25 protein-coding genes are annotated in these 26073 nt (G+C 47.1%); 10 read left to right on the top strand and 15 right to left on the bottom strand.

Features of this window, described 5'->3' with window-relative positions:
• Window positions 1–52: 52 nt before the first annotated feature.
• From RJ32_RS07195 to pspA, 5 genes are read right to left on the bottom strand one after another with little or no spacing between them, the layout of a single operon-like run.
• Window positions 53–1042, bottom strand: a complete 990-nt coding sequence (locus RJ32_RS07195; RefSeq protein ID WP_034820673.1) for a YcjF family protein — start codon at window positions 1040–1042, stop codon at window positions 53–55.
• Window positions 1039–2412 (bottom strand): YcjX family protein, encoded by a 1374-nt coding sequence (locus RJ32_RS07190; RefSeq protein ID WP_034820671.1) that lies wholly within the window; start codon window positions 2410–2412, stop codon window positions 1039–1041. Before RJ32_RS07190 ends, RJ32_RS07195 begins: the two co-directional genes overlap by 4 nt.
• Entirely contained in the window at window positions 2409–2792 is a 384-nt protein-coding gene (gene pspC / locus RJ32_RS07185; RefSeq protein WP_034820668.1) for an envelope stress response membrane protein PspC, read from the bottom strand. Before pspC ends, RJ32_RS07190 begins: the two co-directional genes overlap by 4 nt.
• A complete protein-coding gene (gene pspB, locus RJ32_RS07180; protein ID WP_011233982.1) occupies window positions 2789–3031 on the bottom strand; it encodes an envelope stress response membrane protein PspB in 243 nt (80 codons plus the stop codon). The genes pspC and pspB overlap by 4 nt, the downstream gene beginning before the upstream one ends.
• A 15-nt stretch (window positions 3032–3046) precedes the next feature.
• Complete coding sequence (gene pspA / locus RJ32_RS07175) at window positions 3047–3721, bottom strand: phage shock protein PspA (RefSeq protein ID WP_034820665.1); 675 nt, start codon at window positions 3719–3721, stop codon at window positions 3047–3049.
• Window positions 3722–3911: 190 nt separating this feature from the next.
• On the opposite strand from pspA, the gene pspF reads away from it, so the two are divergent.
• The 8 genes from pspF to ggt all read left to right on the top strand — a co-directional run bounded on the left by pspF (window position 3912) and on the right by ggt (window position 13683).
• A complete protein-coding gene (gene pspF / locus RJ32_RS07170) occupies window positions 3912–4988 on the top strand; it encodes a phage shock protein operon transcriptional activator (RefSeq protein ID WP_034820662.1) in 1077 nt (358 codons plus the stop codon).
• A complete protein-coding gene (locus tag RJ32_RS07165; RefSeq protein ID WP_034820659.1) occupies window positions 4981–6606 on the top strand; it encodes an ABC transporter substrate-binding protein in 1626 nt (541 codons plus the stop codon). Before pspF ends, RJ32_RS07165 begins: the two co-directional genes overlap by 8 nt.
• Entirely contained in the window at window positions 6603–7631 is a 1029-nt protein-coding gene (locus tag RJ32_RS07160) for an ABC transporter permease (RefSeq protein ID WP_034820656.1), read from the top strand. Before RJ32_RS07165 ends, RJ32_RS07160 begins: the two co-directional genes overlap by 4 nt.
• A complete protein-coding gene (locus RJ32_RS07155; RefSeq protein WP_034820655.1) occupies window positions 7618–8511 on the top strand; it encodes an ABC transporter permease subunit in 894 nt (297 codons plus the stop codon). The genes RJ32_RS07160 and RJ32_RS07155 overlap by 14 nt, the downstream gene beginning before the upstream one ends.
• Window positions 8511–9503: an oligopeptide/dipeptide ABC transporter ATP-binding protein gene (locus tag RJ32_RS07150; protein ID WP_011233988.1), complete on the top strand. Its 993-nt coding sequence runs from the start codon at window positions 8511–8513 to the stop codon at window positions 9501–9503. The genes RJ32_RS07155 and RJ32_RS07150 overlap by 1 nt, the downstream gene beginning before the upstream one ends.
• Window positions 9500–10312: an ATP-binding cassette domain-containing protein gene (locus tag RJ32_RS07145; protein ID WP_011233989.1), complete on the top strand. Its 813-nt coding sequence runs from the start codon at window positions 9500–9502 to the stop codon at window positions 10310–10312. The genes RJ32_RS07150 and RJ32_RS07145 overlap by 4 nt, the downstream gene beginning before the upstream one ends.
• A 23-nt stretch (window positions 10313–10335) precedes the next feature.
• Window positions 10336–11868: a sodium/proline symporter PutP gene (putP, locus tag RJ32_RS07140; RefSeq protein ID WP_034820653.1), complete on the top strand. Its 1533-nt coding sequence runs from the start codon at window positions 10336–10338 to the stop codon at window positions 11866–11868.
• Between the two features lie 105 nt (window positions 11869–11973).
• A complete protein-coding gene (ggt, locus tag RJ32_RS07135) occupies window positions 11974–13683 on the top strand; it encodes a gamma-glutamyltransferase (protein WP_034820652.1) in 1710 nt (569 codons plus the stop codon).
• A 68-nt stretch (window positions 13684–13751) separates the two neighbouring features.
• Here the strand turns inward: ggt and rssA are convergent, their stop codons facing one another.
• Window positions 13752–14729, bottom strand: a complete 978-nt coding sequence (gene rssA / locus RJ32_RS07130) for a patatin-like phospholipase RssA (protein WP_034820650.1) — start codon at window positions 14727–14729, stop codon at window positions 13752–13754.
• An 80-nt stretch (window positions 14730–14809) separates the two neighbouring features.
• Here rssA and RJ32_RS07125 point away from each other — a divergent pair, with 80 nt between their 5' ends.
• Window positions 14810–16132 carry an anti-phage deoxyguanosine triphosphatase gene (locus RJ32_RS07125; RefSeq protein ID WP_034820648.1) on the top strand — a complete coding sequence of 441 codons (1323 nt, stop codon included), beginning with the start codon at window positions 14810–14812 and terminating at the stop codon, window positions 16130–16132.
• A 62-nt stretch (window positions 16133–16194) separates the two neighbouring features.
• Here the strand turns inward: RJ32_RS07125 and recA are convergent, their stop codons facing one another.
• Together recA and RJ32_RS07115 are read right to left on the bottom strand one after the other, a co-directional pair.
• Entirely contained in the window at window positions 16195–17313 is a 1119-nt protein-coding gene (gene recA / locus RJ32_RS07120; protein WP_034820647.1) for a recombinase RecA, read from the bottom strand.
• A 99-nt stretch (window positions 17314–17412) separates the two neighbouring features.
• Window positions 17413–17919: a CinA family protein gene (locus RJ32_RS07115; RefSeq protein WP_034820645.1), complete on the bottom strand. Its 507-nt coding sequence runs from the start codon at window positions 17917–17919 to the stop codon at window positions 17413–17415.
• A 30-nt stretch (window positions 17920–17949) separates the two neighbouring features.
• Between RJ32_RS07115 and mutS the strand changes: the two genes are divergently transcribed.
• Window positions 17950–20565: a DNA mismatch repair protein MutS gene (mutS, locus tag RJ32_RS07110; protein ID WP_034820642.1), complete on the top strand. Its 2616-nt coding sequence runs from the start codon at window positions 17950–17952 to the stop codon at window positions 20563–20565.
• 31 nt (window positions 20566–20596) lie between these two features.
• Here the strand turns inward: mutS and rpoS are convergent, their stop codons facing one another.
• From rpoS to ispF, 7 genes are all read right to left on the bottom strand, one after another.
• Complete coding sequence (rpoS, locus tag RJ32_RS07105; protein WP_011233997.1) at window positions 20597–21565, bottom strand: RNA polymerase sigma factor RpoS; 969 nt, start codon at window positions 21563–21565, stop codon at window positions 20597–20599.
• Between the two features lie 78 nt (window positions 21566–21643).
• A complete protein-coding gene (locus tag RJ32_RS07100; protein WP_034820639.1) occupies window positions 21644–22561 on the bottom strand; it encodes a peptidoglycan DD-metalloendopeptidase family protein in 918 nt (305 codons plus the stop codon).
• The gene (locus RJ32_RS07095; RefSeq protein WP_034820636.1) at window positions 22562–23146 is read right to left on the bottom strand and encodes a YqaA family protein; all 585 of its coding nucleotides are present in this window, start codon (window positions 23144–23146) and stop codon (window positions 22562–22564) included.
• Window positions 23143–23784: a protein-L-isoaspartate(D-aspartate) O-methyltransferase gene (locus RJ32_RS07090; protein WP_370543297.1), complete on the bottom strand. Its 642-nt coding sequence runs from the start codon at window positions 23782–23784 to the stop codon at window positions 23143–23145. The genes RJ32_RS07095 and RJ32_RS07090 overlap by 4 nt, the downstream gene beginning before the upstream one ends.
• Entirely contained in the window at window positions 23784–24536 is a 753-nt protein-coding gene (surE, locus tag RJ32_RS07085; protein WP_011234001.1) for a 5'/3'-nucleotidase SurE, read from the bottom strand. Before surE ends, RJ32_RS07090 begins: the two co-directional genes overlap by 1 nt.
• Window positions 24533–25585 (bottom strand): tRNA pseudouridine(13) synthase TruD, encoded by a 1053-nt coding sequence (gene truD, locus RJ32_RS07080; RefSeq protein WP_034820632.1) that lies wholly within the window; start codon window positions 25583–25585, stop codon window positions 24533–24535. The genes surE and truD overlap by 4 nt, the downstream gene beginning before the upstream one ends.
• On the bottom strand, window positions 25585–26064 hold the full coding sequence (gene ispF / locus RJ32_RS07075; protein ID WP_034820631.1) for a 2-C-methyl-D-erythritol 2,4-cyclodiphosphate synthase: 480 nt from the start codon (window positions 26062–26064) through the stop codon (window positions 25585–25587). The genes truD and ispF overlap by 1 nt, the downstream gene beginning before the upstream one ends.
• Between the last annotated feature and the right edge of the window lie 9 nt (window positions 26065–26073).

Raw genomic sequence — 26073 nt, 5'->3', positions numbered from 1 at the left:
TACCTTAGTTGGCAATCTTTGCGCTGTGTCAAACCTATAAACAACTGTAACGCTAGTTTTCCACTTCCTGATCAGATGTCGTTGTAGCCTTTGCCTGACGCGATTTATAAACAAAAGGTAAAACGCTCTTTAGTTGGCTTAGTAAGTCTTTTTGCAGTTTTAAATAGCCCGGCTTTTTAACCTTTTCGAACGGCATAGGTCGGCATAATTCAATCACTTGGTAGCCCAGTCTGGCGGTGAGCAAACCGGCTCCTAAACCTTGTCCCGCCCGGGTTGATAAACGTGTTAATAGTTCAGCGCTAACCCATTGAGCACCTAAATCTACCGCAACTTCGCTAAGCCCGGCATAAACAATATTGGCAAACACCTGACGCCATAAGCGAACTCTGGCCCAGTAACCCAGTTTAACGCCGTACAACTCGGCAATACGCGATATCATGCGCTGGTTACGCCACATAACGATGAGCATATCCAGTAAAGCGAAGGGGCTCACTGCCACCATGGCGGCGGCTTCTGCCGACCAGCGACTGATAATACGAGTAGCCTGCTGGTCTATACGACTTAAGACGTCCACTTCAAAACGTTCACGTTCTTCATCCGCGGACCAATACGGTTGTTTAATTTGCTGCCAGCGATGTTCTAAATCCGGATGTTGCAGAAGCTGCAACTGTTGCTCTGGTTTGGGATCTTCAGACTGTTTTTTCCAGCGCCGTTTCAACTTTTGCAGCAACCAGATTTCGCGCACCATAAAGCTCAGTAACGCCAGCGCGATAACACCAAAACCAACAGCCCATAAACTGCCTAAAAATATATTCTGCTGAAAACGCTCAATAACCATCAGTACCGATTCAATAACGGCGGCGGTTAAAGCAACCACTAAACCCAGTGCCAGCCACTTACCCCAGCGACCAGGCTTGGAGTTCGCAGCGGCTTGTGCGGCTCCCGATTCATGTCCGGCTTGTTCAGGAATATTATCGATATTAGAAACTTCAACTGCCGGTTCATCCACCGAATAGTAAGTTAATTTGCGCGGATCACTCATTTGAGTTTATCTCCCAGAACGTATTCAAGTAGCTGATCCAGCCGGATATGCGGCAGAGGTGAATTCTGCGCGGTGAAGCCGGGATAAAATTGCGGATAAATATAGCCTTGTTGCCAGTCCGCAGCCGTTGGTATGGCATCAGGTACCTCTGGTGCACCAACCCGGACAAACTCACGGTTCTCATTAATACCGTCCAGAACTGTCGTGCCGTTATTTAATTTCTTAATTTGACTGGTAGCAATACCGGCAACACTAAATACCCGGTGCGGTATTTGATCAAACTGCAGCTCCTGACGCTGTTTCTGCGTCATAACACGCAGTAAATCCGTCAGTTTTTGATGGTCTTGCGGGGCAATACTGTCAGCTTTTGTTGCAACCAGCGCGACTTTATCAATAACCGGCGACATCAACCGCTTAAGCAAACTGTTATTGCCATATGAAAAGCTCTTCATCAGTTCATTTATTGCCAACTGTAATTCAGCAAAATGATGCTCACCATTCTGCAACGCCTGCAGGACATCAACTAACACAACCTGCCGATTAAAGTGCTTAAAGTATTTTTGATAAAACGGAGTCACCACATGCTGTTGATAGTAGCGGTATTTCTCGCGCAAACGTTTCCTCCAGGCATCGGGTATTGGTTGTGACAACGGCCAGGGGAAAAACTCCAGCGCCGGAGCTCCCTCAAGCTCTCCGGGTAACACCATTCGTCCGGGTTGCAACAATAATAATTTTTGCTCCCGGCACTGACGTAAAAAAGTGCGATAACCCGATGCCAGTTCACGTATTTGCTGCTCAGCTTTATCCTCTGACGCGGCGTTTGCGGCCGTCTGTACCTTAGTCAACCAGCTCGCTGCCAGTTTATGTCGTAACTCAGCTTTCAGTAAGCGCTGCTGTTGCTGACTCCACTCGTCATAGCTCAGTTTTAATAACGGCAAATCCAGTAGCCATTCGCCCGGATAATCAATTAAATCCAGGGTTAAGCGACGAGTATCGAGCACTCTCCCGGCTAAGCCTCGATGCGGCTTATATTTTATTTCGACACGTATTTCACTCACATCGCGTGTCGACTGTGGCCACCGGGGCACATCTCCGGTTAAACAGTCTATTGCCCCTTCGTAGTCAAAACGCGAGACTTGCCAGTTACTACTGGTGTGCAAACGACAGCCATTAAGACGCTGTTGTTGCTTCACTTTAAAATAAGGCAATTGCTGGGTTTCGTTCGCATATAATAGCTGCTCAAGTAAACCGGTAATTAACGCGGTTTTTCCCGCTCCACTTAACCCCGTTACAGCCAGGCGTATATGACGATCAAACCCGCGATGAATAACGTCGCGGGTTTGGTGTTGTAGCTTTTGAAAACGGCTCACAGACGATTAAATTCTCGTTGAAGATTATAGTGATTTGAGGTTACGTACTTTTCCATTGATTGCAACTGTTGCTCCAGTTCATCAAACTCTCGCTTTATGTCGCGAAAAGCTTCACGCGGCGGTTCTCCGCCCTGCCAGACCTTAGTCTTTACATCAACATTATGACGCTCAGTATTCGGTAGCTTTTTATCCAGAATTAACCAACCGGCGATATAAAGTACAAAGAAAGAGCCGTTAGTAAAAATCACTCCAGTAACAAAGGCCACTCGTATTAGCCAGGGTTCCAGATTCAGGTAATCTGCAATACCAGCACAAACACCTGCAATTTTTCCTCGCTCTGAGTCACGACGCAGTTCTCGTTTGGGTCTTCTCTCGCTCATTGTCTGTCCCTCCAGCCCGGAGCGTCAGCATCCAGAATACGTTCCAGTGTCTGTACACGCTCACGGATGCGTTTTGCCTGATTCGCCAGTAACGCTAAAGATTCCCTTTCTTCCTCGTTCAATCCCTGATTCATTTGTCGTTTACTGCGGTAATGAAGGATGATCCAGATAGGCGCGACTATAATGACAAACAAAATAATCGGCGCCATCAACATCCCTAGTATTGCTTCAATATCCATTTTTTTAAGCCTGTTTTAAGAGTCTTGTTTGGTTTTTGAGCTCATACGAGCACGCAATGCTTCCAGCTCGTCATTCACTTTACTCTCGTTTTCCAGCTCTGCAAATTCGTCACGTAATGTCCGTTTACCCATATCATAAGATTCAACCTGGGCTTCCAAATCATCGATTTTGGCTTCGTAGCGGTCAAACCGCTGCATCGCGTCATCTACTTTGCCACTATCGACCTGTTGCTTAACCTGCAAGCGGCTGCTGGCTGCCTTCTGGCGCATCAGAATCGCTTTCTGGCGAGACTTCGCATCAGCCAGTTTTTCCTGAAGTTGGCCAATTTCGTCATTTAGCTTGTCCAGATTTTCGTTAACGCGATCCATTTCCTGCTGCAACGAGTCAACGCCCTGCTGCGCTTTTTGCTTTTCAATTAATGCCTGGCGCGCTAAGTCGTCACGCTCTTTGGTTAACGCCAGCTCAGCCTTTTTCTCCCAGTCCTGAACTTCGTTTTCCATCCGTTGCTGCTGGCGCTGAATGTCCTTCTTTTCAGCCAGCAGGCGCGCTGACGTAGAGCGTACTTCAACTAACGTATCTTCCATTTCCTGAATAATCAGGCGTACCATTTTTTGCGGATCTTCGGCTTTATCCAATAAAGAATTGATATTGGAGTTCACGATATCGCTAAAACGTGAAAAAATACCCATAATAATGACCTCATACTGGTTTAATAAACAACTCGATGATTTATTATTCAAGTATCAGGCCAACTTTTATTTATGCCATAACAACTTGTTTTATAAATACTTTTTATAGTTTATGTGAATTACACCCTTGCGGGAGTTCGTAAAATAAACTAATAATTAGCAAAAATAACTATAATATAAGGCATTCGACATGCGCCCTGAGCGAAAACCCGACAACCTCATCGGACAATCCAACAGCTTTTCCGATGTGCTGGAACAAGTGTCGCAGATTGCTCCCCTCGATAAGCCCGTATTAATTATTGGTGAACGTGGTACAGGCAAAGAGCTTATTGCGGCGCGTTGTCATTATCTTTCCAGACGCTGGCAACAGCAATACGTTACCCTCAACTGTGCCGCACTTAATGAAAACTTACTCGACAGTGAACTCTTTGGTCATGAAGCCGGCGCTTTTACCGGCGCAGCTAAAAAGCACGAAGGTCGTTTTGAACGCGCTGACAGTGGTTCGCTATTTCTTGATGAATTAGCCAATACGTCCCTGCGGGTTCAGGAAAAGCTGCTGCGGGTTATTGAGTACGGAGAATTCGAGCGAGTAGGTGGCCGCCATTCGGTTAAAGTCGATACTCGCCTCATTGCCGCTACCAATGAAGACCTGCCGTCATTAGCTGCCAAGGGCAAGTTTCGTTCCGACCTGCTGGATCGCCTGGCATTTGATGTTATTACCCTGCCACCGCTACGTGAACGCCGCGACGATATCATGTTACTTGCTGAGCACTTTGCTATTTCTATGGCACGCGAAATGGAACTGGAGTTATTCAGTGGTTTTTCCGAGAAAGCCCGTAAAACCTTGCTTGAATATCATTGGCCCGGTAACGTACGCGAGCTTAAAAACACAGTAGAGCGCAGCTTATATCGGCTGGGAAATGGTCATGTCCCTATTCATGACATTATTATTGACCCATTTAACAGTCCGTTCCGGCCAAAAACTCCGGTTACGGAAAAAACAGTAGCGCAAGAGCCATTGGCCAATGAACAAAGCAATACTGAAAGTAATGAAGTAATTGATATGCCGAAACTCAACGCCGATCAACCAATAGACTTTAAGCAAAAGTCGCAAGAGTATGAAATTGATGTCTTGTCGCAAGCCTTGCGTTTATGTCAGTTTAACCAAAAGAAAACAGCTAATTTTCTTGGACTGACTTATCATCAGTTACGAGGCTACTTAAAAAAGTATCAGTTATTGGAAGGGGCTTCTGCAGCTAATGATTAAAGCGTACGCCAATGTGCTTGTTATTGCAGCAGTGTTTCTCTCAGGCTGTCAGTCTGAGGAGCCAGAGCCTGCTCCCCTGGCCAACGGTATTATTTACTGTTCAGAAGGCAACCCCGCTTCTTTTAATCCACAGCTTGTTACTTCGGGCACTACCGTTGATGCAACTGCAGCTCAACTCTACGACCGGTTAATTGATTACGATGCTGAGCAACAAAAATTTGTACCTGCACTTGCGAAGCGCTGGGAAACTCTGGATAACGGCACTCGTTATCGGTTTCATTTGCGCGAAGGCGTAAAGTTTCATACCACCAACTACTTTCAGCCCAGCCGCGAACTAACCGCTGAAGACGTTCAATTCAGCTTTAACCGGTGGCTGGATGAGACCAGTCTTTATCATCAGGTCGGAGGGAGCTATCCCTTTTTCAGAGCCACAGGGCTGGATCAACTAATAAATAAAGTTGTCAAAATTGACAAAATGACGGTCGATATTGTGCTGAATAATGCCGACAGTTCCTTTTTAGCGAACCTTGCAACAGACTTCGCCATTATTTTATCCGCTGAGTACGCCCAACAACTTTTGATTGACGACCGGCCCGGGCAAATTGATGCTTTACCCATAGGAACCGGCCCCTATCGTTTCGAGAGTTATCGCAAAGACGTGTTAATACGTTACTCCCGACATCCTGGGTATTGGCGGGAAGGCCCGGGAATTGAACATCTGGTGTATTCTATTACTCCGAACGCGAACAAGCGTATGCTTAAATTGGTCACCGGCGAATGTGACATTATTCCTTATCCGCTAGTGAGTGAGTTGCAGGCGCTCAACAGGGAACAGTTAATCGTCACCGATGAAGTAAGTCCAAACGTCTCTTTCTGGGCATTTAATACTGAGAAAGCACCTTTTGATGACCCCAGGGTTCGTCAGGCTCTGAGCCACGCCATTAACCGCGAAGCAATTATTCAGACCATATATTACGGTAATGCTGAGCTCGCACAATCAATACTACCGCCAACATCCTGGGCTTATGATGACCGTGGCATTCAGTATCAGTATGACCCGGAAAAAGCCAAACGTTTATTGGAAGAAGCCGGTCATTCAAATTTGAATATTAACATCTGGGCTATGCCGGTACAGCGCGTCTACAACCCTAACGCCCGCAGAATGGCGGAACTGATGCAGTCAGACTTAGCTCAAATTGGCGTTTCTGCTAGCATTGTTTCTTATGAGTGGAACACCTTTCGCCGACGCCTTTCTCGTGGTGAACACGATACCGTGCTCATTGGTTGGTATGCCGACAATGCTGACCCTGACAACTTTTTCAGACCACTGTTGAGCTGTGCTGCCGTAGCTACCGGTGGCAACCGGGCTAACTGGTGCCACCCGGGTTTTGACCAGTTGCTTTACAGCGCCATAGCAACCACGGTTCCGGAAGAGCGTAAAGCTCTGTATCAGTCAGCTCAGCACTTACTGAATCAGCAGCAACCTTTATTACCTATTGCCCACTCAAAACGCTTTCAGGCACAGCAGAAAAACATCAGCGGCGTAGAACTTCCCCCTTATGGCGGTATTAACTTTCGCCTGGCCACCAAAGATACCGCGGAGGAAGAGTCACAATGACCCGCTATCTTATAGGCCGTTTAAGCGTTTTTATTATTGCTGTGTTTTTACTAACGGTGTTTAGTTTTAGCCTCAATTACTTGTTTCCGGGCGACCCAATAACCAATATGAGCGGCATCCGGTCGTTCCAGAGCAGTTATCCACTCATGGTTGAACTGCGTGGCGGTGACCAGAACCTGGCCATTCAATACATGCGTTACCTGCAACACTTGTTTGCCGGCGACTGGGGGCTATCGCTGAGTAATGGTACACCGGTATTTGCCGATGGTATTCAACACTTTATGGCCTCAATGGAGCTCATTCTTCTGGCCTTACTGGTTGCCATTATTTTTGGTTTACCATTAGGTGTATTTGCTGCCTCCCGCTTTCGTCAGCGCTCCGATCAGACGGTAATAAGTCTGGCTATGGTTGGTTACTCTATCCCGGTTTTCTGGTTAGCTCAGTTACTGATACTACTGTTTGCCATAAAACTCGGTTGGTTCCCTATTACCGGCCAGATAAACCCTTTATATGGTGTCGAACCACAAACCGGTTCAATTCTCATCGATGTATTTTTAAGTGACTCGGAATATAAAGCCGCGGCGCTTCAGGACGCTTTAAATCATATTGTTCTGCCGGTGATCATACTGGCTATCATGCCAATGATGCTGTTACTGCGCTTAATGCGAAATGCAACCCAGGAAATGCTGCAAAAACCTTTCGTAAAAGCGGCTCGTGCCCGCGGGTTAAGTGAATTTAGAGTACTGGTAAAACACGCTATTCCTAATGCCGTGCAATCGGTACTGCAACAGACCACCCTAATTTTCAGTTTACTGTTAACCAACAGCATTGTGGTTGAATCCATTTTTAACTGGCCGGGAATGGGCAATTGGCTTATCCGCAGTATTTTTGAACGTGACTACCCTATTATTCAGGCAGCTGTATTAATGTTCGCTTTCGTTATTTTGTTCTTTAACTTACTGGTCGAGCTATATCATGGCTGGCGATTCCCAATAGTGAGGCACGAACAATATGCCACACGTTAATCTTTACCATCACGATGAAACCCCGTCGCCACTCAAGCTAGTCTGGAAGAGCTTCCGCTCAAGGTTTCTCTCCATGGCCGCCTTGTATGTTCTGCTGGCAATGATATTGGTTGTGTTGCTGTCCCCCTTGCTCGCACCCTTTAATACGTCAGCCCAGTTCTCTGATGCCATTGCACTTCCCCCTTCATGGGTCGAAAGCGGCAATATGAATTATTTGTTTGGCACCGACGATTTAGGTCGGGACATGCTATCGCGGCTATTAATTGGTGGACTATACAGTCTGGGACTCCCCATACTTATGGTTGCTGTATCCTCACTAATTGGCATGAGCATAGGGGCTCTTGCCGGTATCGACCGAACTATAAAATACCAAAGCTTATCGCGACTTTTTGATACTTTGCTGTCCATTCCTTCCTTCTTGATGGCGCTTATCATCATTGCGATTCTCGGTACCGGTTTTAATAACGTAGCCTTTGCTATAACGCTTTCGTTAATTCCACAGTTTATCTTCGTTACCCGTAATGCGGTGCACGAAGAATGGCATAAGGACTATGTTACCGCCTCGAGACTCAATGGTTGCTCCAAAGCCTACTTGCTTTACCGGGTGATATTACCTAACGTGACCCCCACATTGGTCATGCAACTTACGGTATCGCTTTCCGTTGCTATTATGGATATTGCGGCTCTTAGCTTTCTTGGGCTGGGTATTCAGGCTCCAACTCCTGAATGGGGCAGCATGCTGGCACGCAGTCTGGACGAGGTTTATTTATCGCCCTGGTCCATGGTGCTGCCGGGCGTAACCTTGTTTATTACCATTATGGCCATTAACATTGTCGGAGACAGCCTGCGCCGTGCATTAAAAGAAAGGGTTAACAGCTAATGCAGTTACTCGATATACGCAATCTGACAGTAGAGATGCAAACAGCGCACGGCATCGTTCGAGTATTGGATAAAGTCAATCTGCAGCTTACCGAGGGAGAAATTCACAGTATTGTGGGCGAATCCGGGTCGGGGAAAAGCTTGCTGGCAAAAGCCATTATGGGTTTTATCAACCCTAACTGGCAAGTTACCGCCGACAGACTTTGGTGGAACGGACAGGATTTACTGGCAATGACGCCAAAGCAGCGCCGGCAAATTACCGGCCGCGATATGGCTATGATTTTTCAGGACCCTAATGCCTACCTCGATCCTAACAGCACAGTAGAGCAACAAATTGTGGAAGCTATTCCACAAGGGGATGTTCGGGGTACATTCATGCGTCGCCGGGTTGATCGTAAAACCCGGGTCAAAAGACTGCTTCACCGAGTGGGCATTCGCGACCACGAATCTATAATGGAAAGCTACCCTTTTGAATTGTCTCAGGGCATAGCGCAAAAAGTGAGTATTGCTATAGCCATTGCTCACCGTCCCAGACTCCTTATTGCCGACGAACCCACCACCGCGATGGAACCTTCAACCCGTTTACAGATCCATCGTTTGCTGGCACGACTGGCGGTTAGCCAAAAAATGTCCGTGGTGCTAATTTCTCAGGATGTCGGCTCCATTTTGCCTGAGACCAAACGCTTAACCTTGCTTTATTGTGGGCAGCTAATGGAGACCGGTCCTGCTCAGGACATTTTGTCGGAACCGGCGCACCCTTATACCGACTCGATGCTTCGCATGTCATTGCAAACGCAACAGGAGTTGCCTCACAAAGCGCGTTTACCGACCCTGCCCGGCTCCATACCAACCTTGCGGCATATGCCAATTGGGTGTCGTCTGGGGCCCCGGTGCCCATACGCTCAAAAAACTTGCGTTAAAGCACCACGGGCCACTCACGACCGACAACGTGTGTATCATTGCCATTTCCCGCTACTGGATAGCAGCTCATGAGTCACTTACTGGAAGTTCGAAATCTCGGCAAAACGTACCGCTCCCGAAAAGGCTGGCCATGGACTCCTAAGTCGGTAGCGATAGAGCCTTTGTCTTTCACCCTTGAAGCTGGCGAAATACTGGCAGTAATGGGCGAGACCGGATCGGGAAAATCGACCCTGGCACAAATTATTGGTGGTGTAGACACCGCAACCAGTGGCGAAATTCTGCTTAATGGCCAGAAGCTTCATAGCAATAACTACCCTCAGCTATGTAACAACATTCGAATGATATTTCAGGACAGTGAAAACTCTCTGAATGCGCACCTCAACATAGGTAAACAGCTGGAAGAGCCTCTGTTATTTAATACCCAGTTAACAGCCGCCGAGCGCCAGGAGCGGGTCAATTTAACCTTGCAACGCGTTGGTATGCTGCGGGAGCACTGGGAGTTTTATCCTCATATGCTGTCCAGTGGGCAAAAACAAAGAGTCTGTATTGCGCGGGCCATTATTCTGGAACCGCAGATTGTTGTCGCCGACGAAGCTCTGGTTGCACTTGACCCATCAATTAGAGCTCAAATCATTAACCTAATGCTCGATCTTCAGAAAGATATGGGTATTTCTTACATTTTAGTGACACATTCGCCGCAAATAGTGAAACACATTGCGGATAAGATCTTAATTTTATATCGTGGTAAAATGATCGCGTTTGATAAAACAGACATAGTACTAGAGGACACGCAGCAAACTTACGTTCAACAATTGCTGCACGAACATTTAAAACAGAACATTCAATATAACAGCGACAGAAGCGCTAAGATCGCTGACTAAAAACTAAAAAACGGGAGTTTAATGTGGAAACAGGTACTCTGATATCACTAGCGCTGTACTTTATTGTCATGCTAGGTATTGGGCTTTACGCCTATAAAAAGTCTACCGACTCAGTTTCAGGCTATATGCTTGGAGGACGAGGCTTAGGCCCTGCAGTTACGGCATTATCAGCAGGTGCATCCGATATGAGTGGTTGGATGTTGATGGGCTTACCCGGTGCAATTTACGTCTCTGGCGTATCGCAGTTGTGGATTGCAGTGGGTCTGGTCATTGGTGCATTCTTAAACTATGTCATAGTGGCGCCCCGCCTCAGAACCTACACCGAAGTTGCTAACGACTCAATTACGATACCAGGCTATTTCTCTAATCGTTTTAACGATAAAGGTCGACGTCTACGTATCTTTTCTTCAGTTGTTATTATCATCTTTTTCACCTTGTACACGTCTGCCAGCTTAGTTGCGGGAGGAAAGCTGTTCGACAGCTCCTTCGGCATGGATTACACCACAGGGCTCTGGGTAACGGCCGGTGTTGTCTGTGCTTACACCCTGTTCGGGGGCTTTTTGGCGGTGAGTATGACCGATTTTGTGCAAGGCTGTATTATGTTTGTCGCTTTGGTACTGGTGCCTATCGTGGCTTTTGTCGACCTCGGTGGATACAGCAGTGTAGTTGGACAGGTTAACGACATTGATACTAACTTCCTCGACTTTTTCTACAACGTAGACAAAGGCGAAGCGATTGGCTTTCTGGGTATCGTCTCACTGCTGGCATGGGGTCTTGGCTACTTTGGCCAACCACACATTATCGTACGCTTTATGGCAATACGTTCAGTTAGCGATGTAAAAGCCGCTCGTCGTATTGGCGTGTCGTGGATGGTGGTATCCATCATCGGCTCTATGGCAACCGGTTTTGTTGGTATCGCTTATGTGGCAACTCAGCCAATGGGAATAGCTGATGCTGAGACCATCTTTATTGAGTTCTCTCAGGTACTGTTCCACCCACTTATTGGTGGTTTCCTACTTGCCGCTATTCTTGCCGCAATTATGAGTACAATTTCTTCTCAATTACTGGTTAGTTCCAGTTCATTAACTGAGGACTTTTATAAAGCCTTCCTGCGTAAAGACGCAAGTGAAAGAGAGCTTGTAATGGTCGGTCGATTGTCAGTTTTAGTAGTGACCCTGGTCGCTATTTATCTAGCGTACGGTGAGACAGAAACGGTACTCGCTCTGGTATCTAAAGCCTGGGCAGGATTCGGGGCTGCCTTCGGTCCGGTCGTTATTCTCAGTCTATTTTGGAAGCGTATGAACCGTAACGGCGCACTAGCGGGCATGCTTACCGGAGCAATTACCGTTCTACTTTGGATTTTCAGTCCAATACTGTTCGGTATCGACCTTAGTGACGAAGTTGTCTATGAAATGGTGCCTGGCTTTATTCTGTCGACTCTGGCGATTATCATCTTCAGTAAGCTGACAGATGAACCGGCTCAGGAGCTTCAGGACAAGTTTGTTGAAATGGAGAGCGTCATTGACGGTTACTACCATGGTGACAAAAAAGGCTAAACTATTTACGACTTGTAACTGATAAAAAGACCAGCCCATCGTGGCTGGTCTTTTTTGTTTTAGAAGTCCGGCCTATAGTGGTAGAAAAACAAAAAGGTAACCACTATGGCTAAATTAAATATTATTGCATCCGCGGCGCTCGCATTTTCCTGCGCGGCAACAACCTTACCCAGTAATGCCAGTGACCGTATTACCGGACACCACTTTGCTACCCGCTCAGAAGCGATGGCACCAACGGCAATGGCCGCAACAAGTCAGCCATTAGCCACGCAAGTTGCATTAGATATTATGCAGGATGGCGGCAATGCAATAGATGCCGCTATTGCAGCTAATGCGGTATTAGGTCTGGTTGAGCCAACCGGAAACGGCATTGGTGGTGACCTCTACGCCATTGTCTGGGATGCTGAAACTAAGAAACTTCATGGTCTCAATGCCTCTGGCCGTTCCCCGCAAAGCTTAACGCTCGACTATTTTAAAGAAAACGGATACGAGTCAATTCCGGCTCGCGGTGTACTTCCCTTATCCGTACCTGGGGCGGTAGATGGCTGGTTTGAGTTGCACGACCGCTTCGGTGAGTTAAGCATGGAGAAAATATTGCAGCCAGCTATTAACTATGCTGAATCCGGTTTTCCGGTTACTGAAGTTATCGCTTATTACATGAAGCGTAACGCCGAAGTACTAAAAGATATCCCCGGCTTTGCCGACGTCTTTATGCGTGACGGCAATGTTCCGGAGAAAGGCGAACGTTTTAAAAACCCCGACCTTGCCAATACATACAAAATATTGGCAAATGAGGGTCGCGACATCTTTTACAAAGGGAAGATAGCCCGTACTATCAGCGACTTTGTCGAAAAGCACGACGGTTTTCTCTCATATGATGATTTAGCGCAACATAGCTCTACCTGGGTTGATCCCGTATCCACTAACTATCGCGGCTACGACTTATGGGAATTACCACCCAATACACAGGGCATAGCAGCACTGCAGATTCTGAATATACTTGAGCAATTTGATATCAAAACCATGGGTCACGATAGCCCCGAGTACATTCATCATTTTGTAGAGGCCAAAAAGCTGGCGTTTGAAGACCGTGCTAAATACTATTCGGATCCGGCGTTCAATGACGTACCGGTTCAGGGTCTTATCGACAAAGAGTACGGCAAAAAACGCTCGCAGCTAATTAACTCTGAACGCGCCGGACGCTCCTTTGAGCCGGGTAACCCGCCAACAGAGGGCGACACTATTTATCTGACCACTGCCGATAAAGATGGCAATATGGTGTCACTAATTCAAAGTAACTATCGCGGTATGGGTTCAGGCGTTACTCCAACCGGTTTAGGTTTCGTTCTGCAAAACCGGGGCGAGCTCTTTGCGTTAGACCCAAACCACCGTAACGTATTTGAACCAGGTAAACGCCCTTTCCACACCATTATCCCTGCTTTCGTCACTAAGGACGGTAAGCCGCTTATGAGCTACGGAGTTATGGGAGGAGCTACGCAGCCACAAATGCACGCACAAATTCTTATCAACCTCATTGATTTTGATATGAACTTGCAAGAAGCCGGTGACGCGCCGCGTATTCTGCATACAGGCTCAAGTCAGCCAACAGGATCGATAATGGAAGATGGTGGCGTTGTTAGTCTGGAAAATGGTTTCTCAAAAAACACTCGCCGTGAATTAATAAAAATGGGGCACACACTACAGGAAGCCGTGGGACCCTACGGTGGCTATCAGGCTATCTGGAAAGACCATGAACAAGATGTCTATATTGGTGCTTCTGAAAGCCGTAAGGATGGGCACGCCGCTGGTTATTAAGAATAATAGCCGTCTCGTCTCAGCGCAGGCGAGACGGCTTTATCTTTTCAACTCAGAAAAAGTTCTGACTAACCTCTGCGCTCACGATAAAGTTCAATTTCTTCCATAATCAAGTCACGCATTCTAGTGGTTGTATCGTAACCCAGATCAATGGCTTCCTGACCCCGATAAAACTCCATAATACCGATATGGCCAAGCTTAGGCTGCACTAAAATATCCGGCGGATCACCCGCCATACGGGCCTTAGTAATACGCTCCTGCATAATGTCTATGGAGCTTGCCATAACACTGAACATACCCGGTGCTTTTTCACCATTATTTCTAAAGCGTTCTTTAAAACTGTCCAGATACTCTTTACTGCCTGACCAAAGGCTGTCAAAAAAGCCGTTATCATCCTCTCCGTGCTCTTCCATATCAGCTTTTTCTTTTTCAACCTGCTCGGTTTCCGTCTGAGGTGGGATGCTTCGCCCTCTGCGTTTCAACGCTTTTGAATTTAATTGCGAATTAAGATGCACAGCAATAACAAAATCTGCCCCCAAAGCTCGGCACAACGACACAGGCACTGGGTTCACCAAGCCTCCGTCTATTAGCCAGCGTCCGTCAAGAGACTTCGGTGACAACACGCCCGGCATGGCACAAGATGCTCTGGAAACATCATAAAGGTCGCCCTTACGTAACCAAATTTCGCGACCGCTGTATAAATCGGTCGCAACTGCACCATAAGTAACAGGCAAATCTTCTATATTGCGTTGACCAAATTCTTCCCGCGCGCGGTTAAAGACTTTTTCTCCACCAATAATGCCGCCATGGTTAAAACCAAAATCCAGCAAATTAAACACTTCCCAACGGTTCATGCCCTGAACCCATTGCTCTACTTCGGCCAATCGTCCGGACGCATAGCCGGCTCCTACTAACGAGCCAATTGATGTACCGGCCACCATATTGATGCGCACGCCCATCTCTTCCAATGCCTTAATGACACCAATGTGAGCCCATCCTCTGGCCGCTCCAGAGCCCAGAGCTAAAGCGACTTTCACTTCCGACATGTGCTGTTTCCTACTTTTCTTAATAATGTATCTATCGTACTATGATTACTCATTCGTCAACAACATCACTGAGCAGTTAGATGATTTGGACAGAACGTCAGTCAGGTACCTCGGAACAGCGCCCTAACGATACCCGCACAAACTTTCAACGGGACAAAGCCCGAATTCTTCACAGTGCGGCATTCAGGCGGCTGCAGGCAAAAACTCAGGTTATGTATGTTGGTATGCACGACTTCCCCCGTACACGACTGACCCACTCGCTGGAAGCCAGTCAAATTGGTGCCAGCCTGGTAGTTCATTTAAGTAACCAGCATCCGTTACTGGCTGAACAACTGGAGCTTTCAGAACCTTTGCTCGAGTCTTTATGTCTCGCGCACGACATAGGCCATCCGCCATTTGGCCACGGTGGTGAAATTGCCCTTAATTATATGATGCGAAACAACGGCGGATTTGAAGGTAACGGCCAGACATTTCGTATTGTCACTCAGCTTGAAGCATACACGCCTGAACATGGCATGAGCTTAACCCGAAGAACTCTGCTGGGGCTGTTAAAGTACCCGGTATTAGCCAGCGCAATCCGAAGACAAGAACTCCCCCCTGAGGTAACAAACTTTCGTCATTTACCCACTCGCGAATGGTTGCCACCAAAAGCCTTGTATGACGACGACTCAGAGCAGTTAGACTGGGTACTTCAGCCGCTAAGCACTAACGATAAGAAAAATTTCCAGTCCTTAGTGCATGAACCAGCACAAACTACCCACGGAAAAAGTGCTCTAAAAAGTATTGATGCATCCATTATGGAAGCGGCTGATGATATAGCCTACGGCGTTCATGATCTTGAGGACGCCATTGTTGTCGGCCTTATCCAGCGGCATCACTGGGAAGAACACATGTTCTCTGACCTGCAGCAGCTTGAAGCAGAGCTTTCCGACTTTAACGCCCGAAAGTTAACCGAAGATCTTTTTTCTGGCAGCCATCACCTCCGCAAACAGGCAATAGGAGGATTAGTTAACCGGCTGCTTACCTCAGCAAGACTGAACTCTACTGAGTACAATTTTGACTGTCCTTTGCTGCAATATGAAGTTCAGTTAGGAGCAGCCGAAAAAATTCTGCTGAACTCGTTAAAGCAATTTATTTTTAAATGGGTCATTCGAAAGCCCGAAATGCAGGCACAGGAATTTAAAGGGCAGCAAATTGTTATGGAGCTGTTTGAGGTTTTAGCTGTAGAGCCGGAACGTTTATTGCCTGAAAATACCCGTTTGCGTTATCTGCAACAGCAACAAAAAGGCGGGAATGCTCTGCGCGTAATTTCTGATTACCTTTCCGGCATGACTGACGGGTATGCCGCTAAACTTTACCAGGAACTGTTCTCAGTCAGCTCACCCAAAAGTGCGTTTCAGTAACTTTTACTCATAAAAAAACCGGAGCAATAAGCTCCGGCTTGTTATTAAGAAAAATAAATCCGTTATGACAAACTGATGTCGTCTTTCTCGTTACCTTTCTTTTCTGCTTTCTTGTCAGCCTTAGCTTCGCTCTTCTCGTCTTCTTTCGCAGCAGCGCGCTCAGCTTCACGAATTTCTTTTGTTCGCTTTTCTGGTTTCGACAACAACAGTTCGCGAATACGACCTTCTAATTCATCGGCAATTTTAGGGTTGTCCTGCAAAAACTTCATTGAGTTAGCTTTACCCTGACCAATCTTGTCGCCGTTATAGCTGTACCAGGCACCAGCTTTATCAACCATTTTGTGTTTAACACCCAGGTCAATAAGTTCACCTTCTTTAGAAATACCTTTGCCGTATAAAATTTGGAAATGTGCTTCTTTAAACGGTGGAGCGACCTTGTTTTTAACCACTTTCACGCGGGTTTCGTTACCAACAACTTCGTCACCTTCTTTCAATGCACCAGTACGACGAATATCCAGACGGACTGAAGAATAAAACTTCAGTGCGTTGCCGCCAGTAGTCGTTTCAGGGTTACCAAACATCACACCAATTTTCATCCGAATTTGGTTGATGAAAATACACATGGTGTTGGATTTCTTAATGTTCGAAGTTAGCTTACGCAGGGCTTGAGACATTAAACGAGCCTGCAAGCCAACATGGCTATCGCCCATTTCGCCTTCAATTTCCGCTTTTGGTGTTAGCGCTGCTACCGAGTCAACAATCACAATATCGACTGCGCCGGAACGAACCAGCATGTCACAAATTTCTAAAGCCTGCTCACCGGTATCTGGTTGCGATATTAATAAATCATCAACGTTAACACCTAAAGCTTCGGCATAAATCGGGTCTAACGCGTGCTCAGCATCTACGAAGGCACAGGTCTTACCCATTTTTTGCGCTTCGGCAATCACTTCCAGAGTCATGGTCGTTTTACCACTGGACTCAGGACCGTAAATTTCTACAACCCGCCCAAAAGGCAAGCCACCAATACCAAGAGCAATATCCAGCCCTAACGAACCGGTTGAAACAGAATCGATATCCAGGGTCTGGTTATCGCCCAGACGCATGATAGAACCTTTACCAAATTGACGTTCGATTTGTCCGAGCGCTGCATCTAACGCCTTTTGACGATCATTGCTCATTATAAGCTCCGTTATTAATCACTGGTTTTATAAACAGTATACTGTACACATTTACAGTATCAAGCGTTGTTCTTATTTTTTCATTAAAACAAAAGTAAGTTATTGTAATTCAATTAGATTTATAAGTTTATCCAGAACTGTATCTAAGGTTTGTAAGCGCACCTGAGTGCGGTCACCTGCAAATTGTTCAGACCAGCACCAACAGCTTTCACTATTTGCTATTGCCATCCACACCAAACCCACTGGTTTATCCGCTGTACCGCCTGCGGGGCCTGCCACACCACTCACAGCAATACCCCAATCGGCATCACATGCCGCTATGGCTCCAACGGCCATTTGCCGAACACAGGCTTCAGAAACTGCACCATGCTTTTCCAGTACGTCAGACTCAACCAGCAGCAACTTTTGCTTAAGGGCATTAGTATAGGTGATTAATCCACCATTAAACCAAGCAGAACTTCCCGCAACTTCGGTAATAGCGTATCCTATCCCTCCTCCGGTACAAGATTCTGCGGTGCATAATGTCTGCTGCTTCTGCTGTAGACTCGAACCCACTTGTTCCGCGAGTTTAAAGGTTTGCGGCGCGATTGCCGTGGTTGCTAACATAACACTGGCTCCAGATAAGAATAATCAATTATGCCTGAATTCTCTGATAAACAGATCCAATCACATACCCCAATGATGCAGCAATACCTACGGATAAAAGCGGAGCATGCTGACATGCTTTTATTCTATCGTATGGGGGACTTTTACGAACTGTTTTTTGAAGACGCGAAACGCTCAGCCCAACTGTTAGATATCTCCCTCACAGCGCGGGGTCAGAGTAATGGTGAACCTATTCCAATGGCAGGTGTTCCCTATCACGCAGTAGAAAACTATCTGGCGCGCCTCGTCAATATGGGCGAATCCGTTGCCATCTGCGAACAAATTGGCGATCCGGCAACCAGCAAAGGTCCGGTTGAAAGAAAAGTCGTGCGTATTGTCACGCCGGGAACCGTCACTGACGAGTCGCTGTTAGCGGAAAAAAGACAAAATCTGTTAGTTGCGATTTGTCCGCTGAATCCAAAACAGCCGGAAGCGGAATACGCAATATCCAGTCTGGAGCTAAGTAGCGGCCGTTTCTGGCTAACCAAAGCTCATTCCAGTGAACAACTGGCTGCAGAAATGCAGCGTTTAGAGCCAGCCGAACTGCTCTATCCCGAGTCTATTTCCTTGGCCGGACTACCTTTAGCAAAAGCGAAATGCAAACGCCGACCGGCCTGGGAGTTTGAACAACAAACCGCTTTTATGCTGCTTACTCGCCAGTTTGGCACTCAGCATTTAGAAGGCTTCGGTATCAAAAATAATGAGCCTACCCTGGCAGCCGCCGGTGCTATTCTGCATTATGTAAAAGAAACTCAACGCGCCGCCCTGCCTCACATTCAGGCGCTAATAACGGAACATCCGCAAGACGCTATTATTCTCGACGCAGCAACACGCAGAAACCTTGAGCTGCAGCAAAGCATGGGCGAAGGCGATACACACCTTTCGGCGGTACTGGACAAAACCGTTTCAGCTATGGGAAGCCGCCAATTCCAACGTTGGCTGCAGCGCCCTATTCGGAACCATCAGGAACTTAACCAGCGTTATGATGCTGTCGACGCATTAAAAGAAAATCTGAATTTTGAAAATATACAGCTAACATTAAAACAGTTAGCCGATATTGAACGTATTGTTGCCCGTGTGGGCTTACGAAGCGCGCGTCCGAAAGACTTTGCTCGTTTGCGTGACAGCCTGGCTAAAATACCGGAAGTCAGAGCGTCTTTATCTCACCGTTCGCTGAGTTATCTGCACGACATTATTGCTCCCTTTCCAGAAGTGGTCGACTTGTTGACTAAAGCCGTTATTGAGCAGCCACCTTTATTGATTCGCGACGGCGGTGTTATTGCCGAAGGATATGATAGAGAGCTTGATGAATTGCGCGATCTTGCAACGGGTGCTACCGACTACCTGAAACAACTGGAGCAGCGTGAACGTGAGAGAAGTGGTATCGCCACATTAAAAGTTGGCTATAACAGAGTTCACGGCTACTTTATTGAGGTCAGCCGGCAGTCGTCAGAAGCGGTACCCGATGACTATCAGCGTCGCCAGACACTAAAAAATACAGAGCGCTATATTATTCCAGAGTTAAAGGAGCACGAAGACAAAGTTCTGAATGCTCAGGCGCGTTCTCTGGCCAGAGAAAAATGGCTTTACGACCAACTCTTTGAGCACTTACTGCCGCAGGTGACTGCATTGCAAAAAAGTGCTTCGGGTCTGGCTCAACTCGATACCTTGTGCTGTTTTGCACGGCTGGCTGACAATTATCGTTATTGCCGCCCGCAACTGCAAAAGGAAACCAGCTTAATTGAACTAGAAGCTGCCCGTCACCCGGTTATCGAGCAATTGAGTGACGCCCCCTTTATTGCTAACCCCATGTCGCTAACGCCGCAGCAACGCATGCTCATGATTACAGGTCCGAACATGGGGGGTAAATCAACTTACATGCGACAAGCCGCGTTAATCGTTATTCTCGCGCACATGGGCTGCTACGTACCAGCTGATAAGGCCGTTATTGGCGACATTGACCGTATCTTTACCCGTATTGGAGCCTCTGACGATTTAGCCTCAGGCCGCTCGACTTTTATGGTAGAAATGACAGAAACTGCGAATATTCTGCATAACGCCACAGCAAAAAGTCTGGTGCTTATGGATGAAATTGGTCGTGGCACTTCAACTTATGACGGCTTGTCACTGGCGTGGTCTTGTGCCGATTACCTGTCCCGACAACTCCAGTGCCTGACCTTATTCGCCACTCATTACTTTGAGTTAACGGAATTGGCAGAAGAGTTACCAGCCACGGTAAACGTTCACGTCGATGCAAAAGAGCATGGCGATACCATTGCTTTTTTACATAAAGTCAGCCCTGGAGCAGCTAGTCAGAGCTTTGGTTTGCAAGTGGCTAAACTGGCAGGAGTCCCCGATCACGTCATAAATAAAGCAAAGCAAAAGTTGTCCGAACTGGAGCATACTCACCATGGTGGTTTAAACGAACCCAAACAAGCCACTATGGAGCTCACTCCTCCACCTGAAGCTATCCCGTCTCATACAGAAAAACGCAACCCACTGCTTGATGAGCTGGAACAACTGGACATTAATGATCTGACTCCGAAGCAGGCGCTTGATATTCTTTACCAATGGCAGCAAAAACAAAAAGGCTCAACACAAAGTTGAGCCTTTTTAGTACGTTTAGTAACTGCTACTTTTACTGAGCAGTAAATAGTGAGTCTAACGTTAGGCCTTGCTGTTTTAACGAATCGCGTAATTTACGCAGAGCTTCCACTTGTATCTGCCGGACTCGCTCACGCGTAAGGCCTATTTCACGACCAACATCCTCCAGAGTCGAAGGCTCATAGCCCATCAGCCCAAAGCGGCGAGCCAGCACCTCACGTTGTTTCTGATTTAGCGACTGCAACCATTCGGTGATATTCCCTTTCAGGTTTTCATCCTGCAAGACACCTTCCGGTCCGGTATCAGCATCATCGGTGAGGATATCCAACAAGGCTTTGTCGTTATCACCGCCTATAGGCGTATCTACCGAACCAATGCGTTCATTCAGACGCAACATTTTAGTGATATCACCCACGGGCTTATTGAGGCTTTTAGCAATGTCTTCGGCGGTTGGCTCGTGATCCAGTTTATGCGCAAGTTCACGGGCAGCACGAAGATACACGTTAAGCTCTTTAACGACGTGAATCGGCAGTCTAATGGTGCGCGTCTGGTTCATAATTGCGCGCTCAATAGTTTGTCGTATCCACCAGGTAGCGTAAGTTGAGAAGCGGAACCCGCGTTCAGGGTCGAATTTTTCAACCGCCCGGATAAGGCCGAGGTTACCTTCTTCAACTAAATCTAATAAAGGCAGTCCCCGATTAGAATAGCGACGGGCAATTTTAACAACCAACCTCAGGTTACTCTCAATCATACGACGGCGGGCTGCCTTGTCGCCTTTTAACGCACGACGGGAATAAAAGACTTCCTCTTCAGCAGTCAGTAATGGAGAGAAACCGATTTCTCCCAGATATAGCTGCGTCGCGTCCATCTTCTTTTGATATTGAGTTGAAGACGAGGATAGCGCCTCTTCTAACTCTTCTGCTGCACTGTCCGTGCTATCTACAATAGACTCATCTTCATTAGCTTCGACGTTTTCAACTGCTTCTTCCTTTATGCGGCTCATAACAAGCTCCTGTTATACTGAACACCGTGTTACAACACACGTCGACTTCCTTATCTTGTTATTATTATTCCCACATGACTAGCGAGATTTGGGTAAGTAATGCCTCGGATTGACCGACTTACCACGGAAACGAACTTCAAAATGCAATTTCACCCGAGAACTACCGGAGTCTCCCATACGTCCGATAGTCTCACCTACGTCCACCCATTCTTTTTCCTTCACCAGAATGTCTTCGTTGTGAGCATAGGCAGTAATAAAATCATCGTTATGTTTCAAAATGATTAAATTACCAAACCCGTGTAATGCGCTTCCGACATAAACCACTTTCCCTGCCGCCGCAGCATTAACTGAATCTCCCCTGCTACCGGCAAAGTCTATTCCTTTATTGCCTTGTTCACGCAACGAGAAATCGGCTATTACTTTCCCCGATGAAGGCCAACGCCAAACAATATTATTGTTGCTCGGTAGCACCACTTCAGGCCGCTCAATTCGCTGTCTCGGTTGGCTATTGCTACCCTTATCGGTTTGTTTTGCAACCGTTTTTCTTGTGCTTGTTTTTTGACCATACCCTTTCTGTTTCTTATTAGCAACGGGCGTTTTTATATTATTTTGTGCGTTATCAGAGGCTTTTTTATTCTGTTTAGCACTAGCTGTTCGCTGCGCCTTTCTGGCTGTGGTGGCGCCCCGTTGCGGCGCGCTTTCCAGACTCAATTTTTGTCCCGGATAAATAGTGTAAGGTTTTTGTAAATTATTGATTTGGGCAATATCCTGGACATCCAGGTTAGCCCGAAAAGCTATTGAATAGAGTGTTTCTCCGGGCTGAACTTCATACTCTTTTTCGTTAATGGAGTTGGCTTCAAAATCGAGGTAAGTTTTACCAGTATAAAGCTCTTCGACTGGAGCAGGTGCCGACCGACCACTACAAGCCTGCAGTAGAGTTATGGCAAACACCAATAATACAGATTGCTTAATTGCCCCGGACGATACCAACATCATTTATACCAACTGCGCTATTACGTACCCAATAATAACCAGTATTACCAGTGTCCAGCCAATGCGGTCAACATATTCACGGAGTTTTACGCCCATTTCCGGACCACCAGTACGTAATAACCAGGCCACCAGATAAAAGCGCATGCCGCGACTAATAGCCGATGCAATAACAAAAGGAAAAAACGCTATCTGCATAACACCGGCAGTTACCGTAAATAATTTATAAGGAATGGGAGAAAAGCCTGCAATAAACACTATCCAGACGCCCCAGTCCGCAAACCAACCCTGAACAGTAACTAGCTTCGACTCGTAGCCAAGTGCCTCAACCGCTGGCAGAACTAATGATTCATAAGCCCAATAGCCCAGAAAGTAGCCTAAAATTCCGCCTGCTACTGAGGCAACTGTCGTCAGAAACGCTAATCGCCAAGCTCTTTTAGGCTGAGTCATTGCCATTGGCGCCAGCATGACATCGGGTGGAATAGGAAATATCACCGATTCCGCAAAACTCAACACACCAAGAATAATGTCTGCTCTGGGATGCTGAGTCCAGGATAATACTTTATCGTACAGTGCGGAGAACAGCTTCAAACGACATCTCCCTTAACTAAAGGCACGAAACGCACATCACCAATACGCTGTTGCTCCAACGAATCACCAAAGCGACGCATAACGACAAGGCTCTGCGATTGGTGCTGCTCGCCGACCGGAATAATCATCACGCCGCCGTCGGCAAGCTGATCGACTAAATCCTGAGGTATGTCGCTGGCCGCGGCGGTAACAATAATGCCGTCGAACGGACCTTTGCTGCGCCAGCCCTTCCAGCCATCACCATGACGCATAGCAACATTATGTAAATCCAGCTGACGCATGCGGCGCTTGGCCTGATACTGCAACGTAGCAATGCGCTCAACACTAAAGACTTTATCAACCAACTGAGCCAGAACCGCCGTCTGATAGCCTGAGCCGGTGCCTATCTCCAGCACATTTTTACAATGATGCTGCATTAATAACTGCGTCATTGTTGCCACCATTAATGGCTGCGAAATTGTCTGCCCATTACCAATGGGCAGCGCCGTATTTTCATAGGCTTTGTGAGCTAACGACTCGGGCATAAACAGATGTCTTGGGGTTTCAGATATCACCCGTAAAACCTCTTTGTTGGTAATACCGAGATCCTCTAATTGTTGAATCAGTCGCTTAACCCGCGACTGCCCATTACTAATCATCATTTTTGTTGTTCTAACCAGTCTGTCAGTGTATCGGTGTGGCGTTGAGCCGTCATATCCAGGCTTAACGGTGTAATTGAGATATAACCTTCATGAATCGCGGTAAAGTCGGTATTAGGCTCATCACTTGCATGATGCCCAATGGGTCCATACCAAAAGATTTCGCTGCCAAAAGGGTCACGGTCGTGAACCATAGTCTCTGCGCGATGCCGACGTCCCAATTTAGTCACCCGGGTACCTTTTAACTTATCGTAGGTCGTGTAAGGCACATTGATATTCAGTACCGTATCAAGCCGCAGCGGATCGTTTTCCATATTTGCGACAATTTCTGCCACGACCCGCCCGGCGGTATCATAGTAGTCGTGTCCACGACCACCCATCGATACTGCAATGGCAGGCAGTCCCATAAAGCGCCCTTCCATCGCGGCCGCCACCGTGCCTGAGTACAACACATCGTCACCCATATTAGGGCTGTCATTAATACCCGACACTACTAAATCTACGTCTTCAGCCATCGGCGAGTTAGTGCCTAAATGAACACAGTCTGTGGGCGTACCATTAACAGAATAGAAACCATTATCCAGCCGACGCACCCGCAAAGGATTATGTAAGGTTAACGAATTACTGGCACCACTGCAGTTACGGTCCGGAGCTATCACTCGTACATCTGCCACTTCTTTTAAAGCCTGGTACAACGCGAGAATACCCGGCGCATGCACGCCGTCATCATTACTTAATAAAATTTTCATCATCTGGATTCACCACTTAAGTCGACAATTTCATTCAATACGGTTGTTGCATAAGCACCGGACGGAAGCGTAAAGCGAAGCTCTGCGTCCTTGCCCTGCCAACTAATTTCGGGGTTTTCTACGCGCAACAGAATAGTCCGGCGAGCCGCCTCTACGCGCAGCTTTCTGAGCGCCTGTAACCAACTATCGAACGGTTGTAATAAACTTTGTTCAAAGGCGTCGGCTTCCCCTTTCACTAAGGGTTTATTTGTGCTTCCTGCTAGAGGTGCCGTTAAGTAAATATTGTTATTTGCCAGCCGCTGTTTAAGTTCGTCGTCCCATTGCTCTACGGTAAAAACCGACTGCGAGCCTTCCAGCATGACACAATCACCAGTCAAAGTTCCTTCTATACCAAACTGACGTATTCGCTCAGCTACTATCTCGTTGAATAAATAGCTGCGCAGTGCAGACAAATAGAGGCTTCGCTTGCTGCGGCTGATACGCGGGGGGCGGCTAGCCATAAGCCAGCGCTCAGCTTGTGCAACGTTATCTCCGCTGCGGCCAAAGCGCTGTTCGCCAAAATAATTTATTACGCCCTGCTCACTCACACCTTGCCAGAGGTTTTCAAGTGCCTCGCGGGAGCTGACATTAGCTAACCTGATAACGAAGCGGTTCGCACGGTGAAACCCCGTCTTTAATTTCTTGGTTCTGCGTATTACCCGCTCAACCGACATTTCTTCATCGGTTAACTCATTCCAATTGAGCGTTTCTTTGCCGGGTAGTTGAATGGAAAACCATTGCCAGGTCACTGCCTGGCGATCTTTTAATCCGGAATAACTGACATTTCTTTCTGATACTCCGGCAAACCGGGCTATTTTTTCTGCACAAAAATTTGTATTAGCCCCGGTTTTTCTAACCCAAAGCCACTGGTGCTCACCTTCACCGTCATCAATAACATCCAACTGCTCAATAACCTGAAAATCTTCCGGCGTCTGTTTAAATTCGGCCTGCGGTCTGTCGCCTTTATGTAAACGCGGTAAATCAGCCAAAGACACTTGTGAGGGTGCCAACATTAAAATGACTCCATCAGAACCACAGCATGACAGGCAATACCCTCTTCACGCCCCACAAAGCCTAATTTTTCTGTCGTTGTCGCTTTGACATTCACATTGTCGATGCAGGTTTTTAAACACTGGGCAATGCTGGCCCGCATATCGTCAATATGTGGTGCCATTTTCGGAGCCTGAGCTACAATGGTTACGTCAATGTTACCCGTCTTAAACTCTTTTTCCTGACATAGACTTACGGCATGACTCAGCAATTCGGTACTATCCGCCCCGGCATAGCGTTCATCGGTATCAGGAAAGTGCTGGCCAATATCACCTAACGCTAAAGCGCCTAATACCGCGTCGGTGACAGCATGCAGAACAACATCTCCGTCGGAATGAGCGACAAGTCCCTGATGATGCTCAATTTCAACACCACCTAAAATCAAAGGCTTATCAGAGCCCCAACGATGAACGTCATAACCATGACCAACACGGATTTTCATGAACGATGC

Origin of the sequence: Idiomarina sp. 28-8 (assembly GCF_000320945.2) — a bacterium.
Taxonomy (GTDB): Bacteria; Pseudomonadota; Gammaproteobacteria; order Enterobacterales; family Alteromonadaceae; genus Idiomarina; species Idiomarina loihiensis.
Note: the sequence above shows the minus strand (reverse complement) of the source record. Positions and strands in the feature narration are given on the sequence as shown.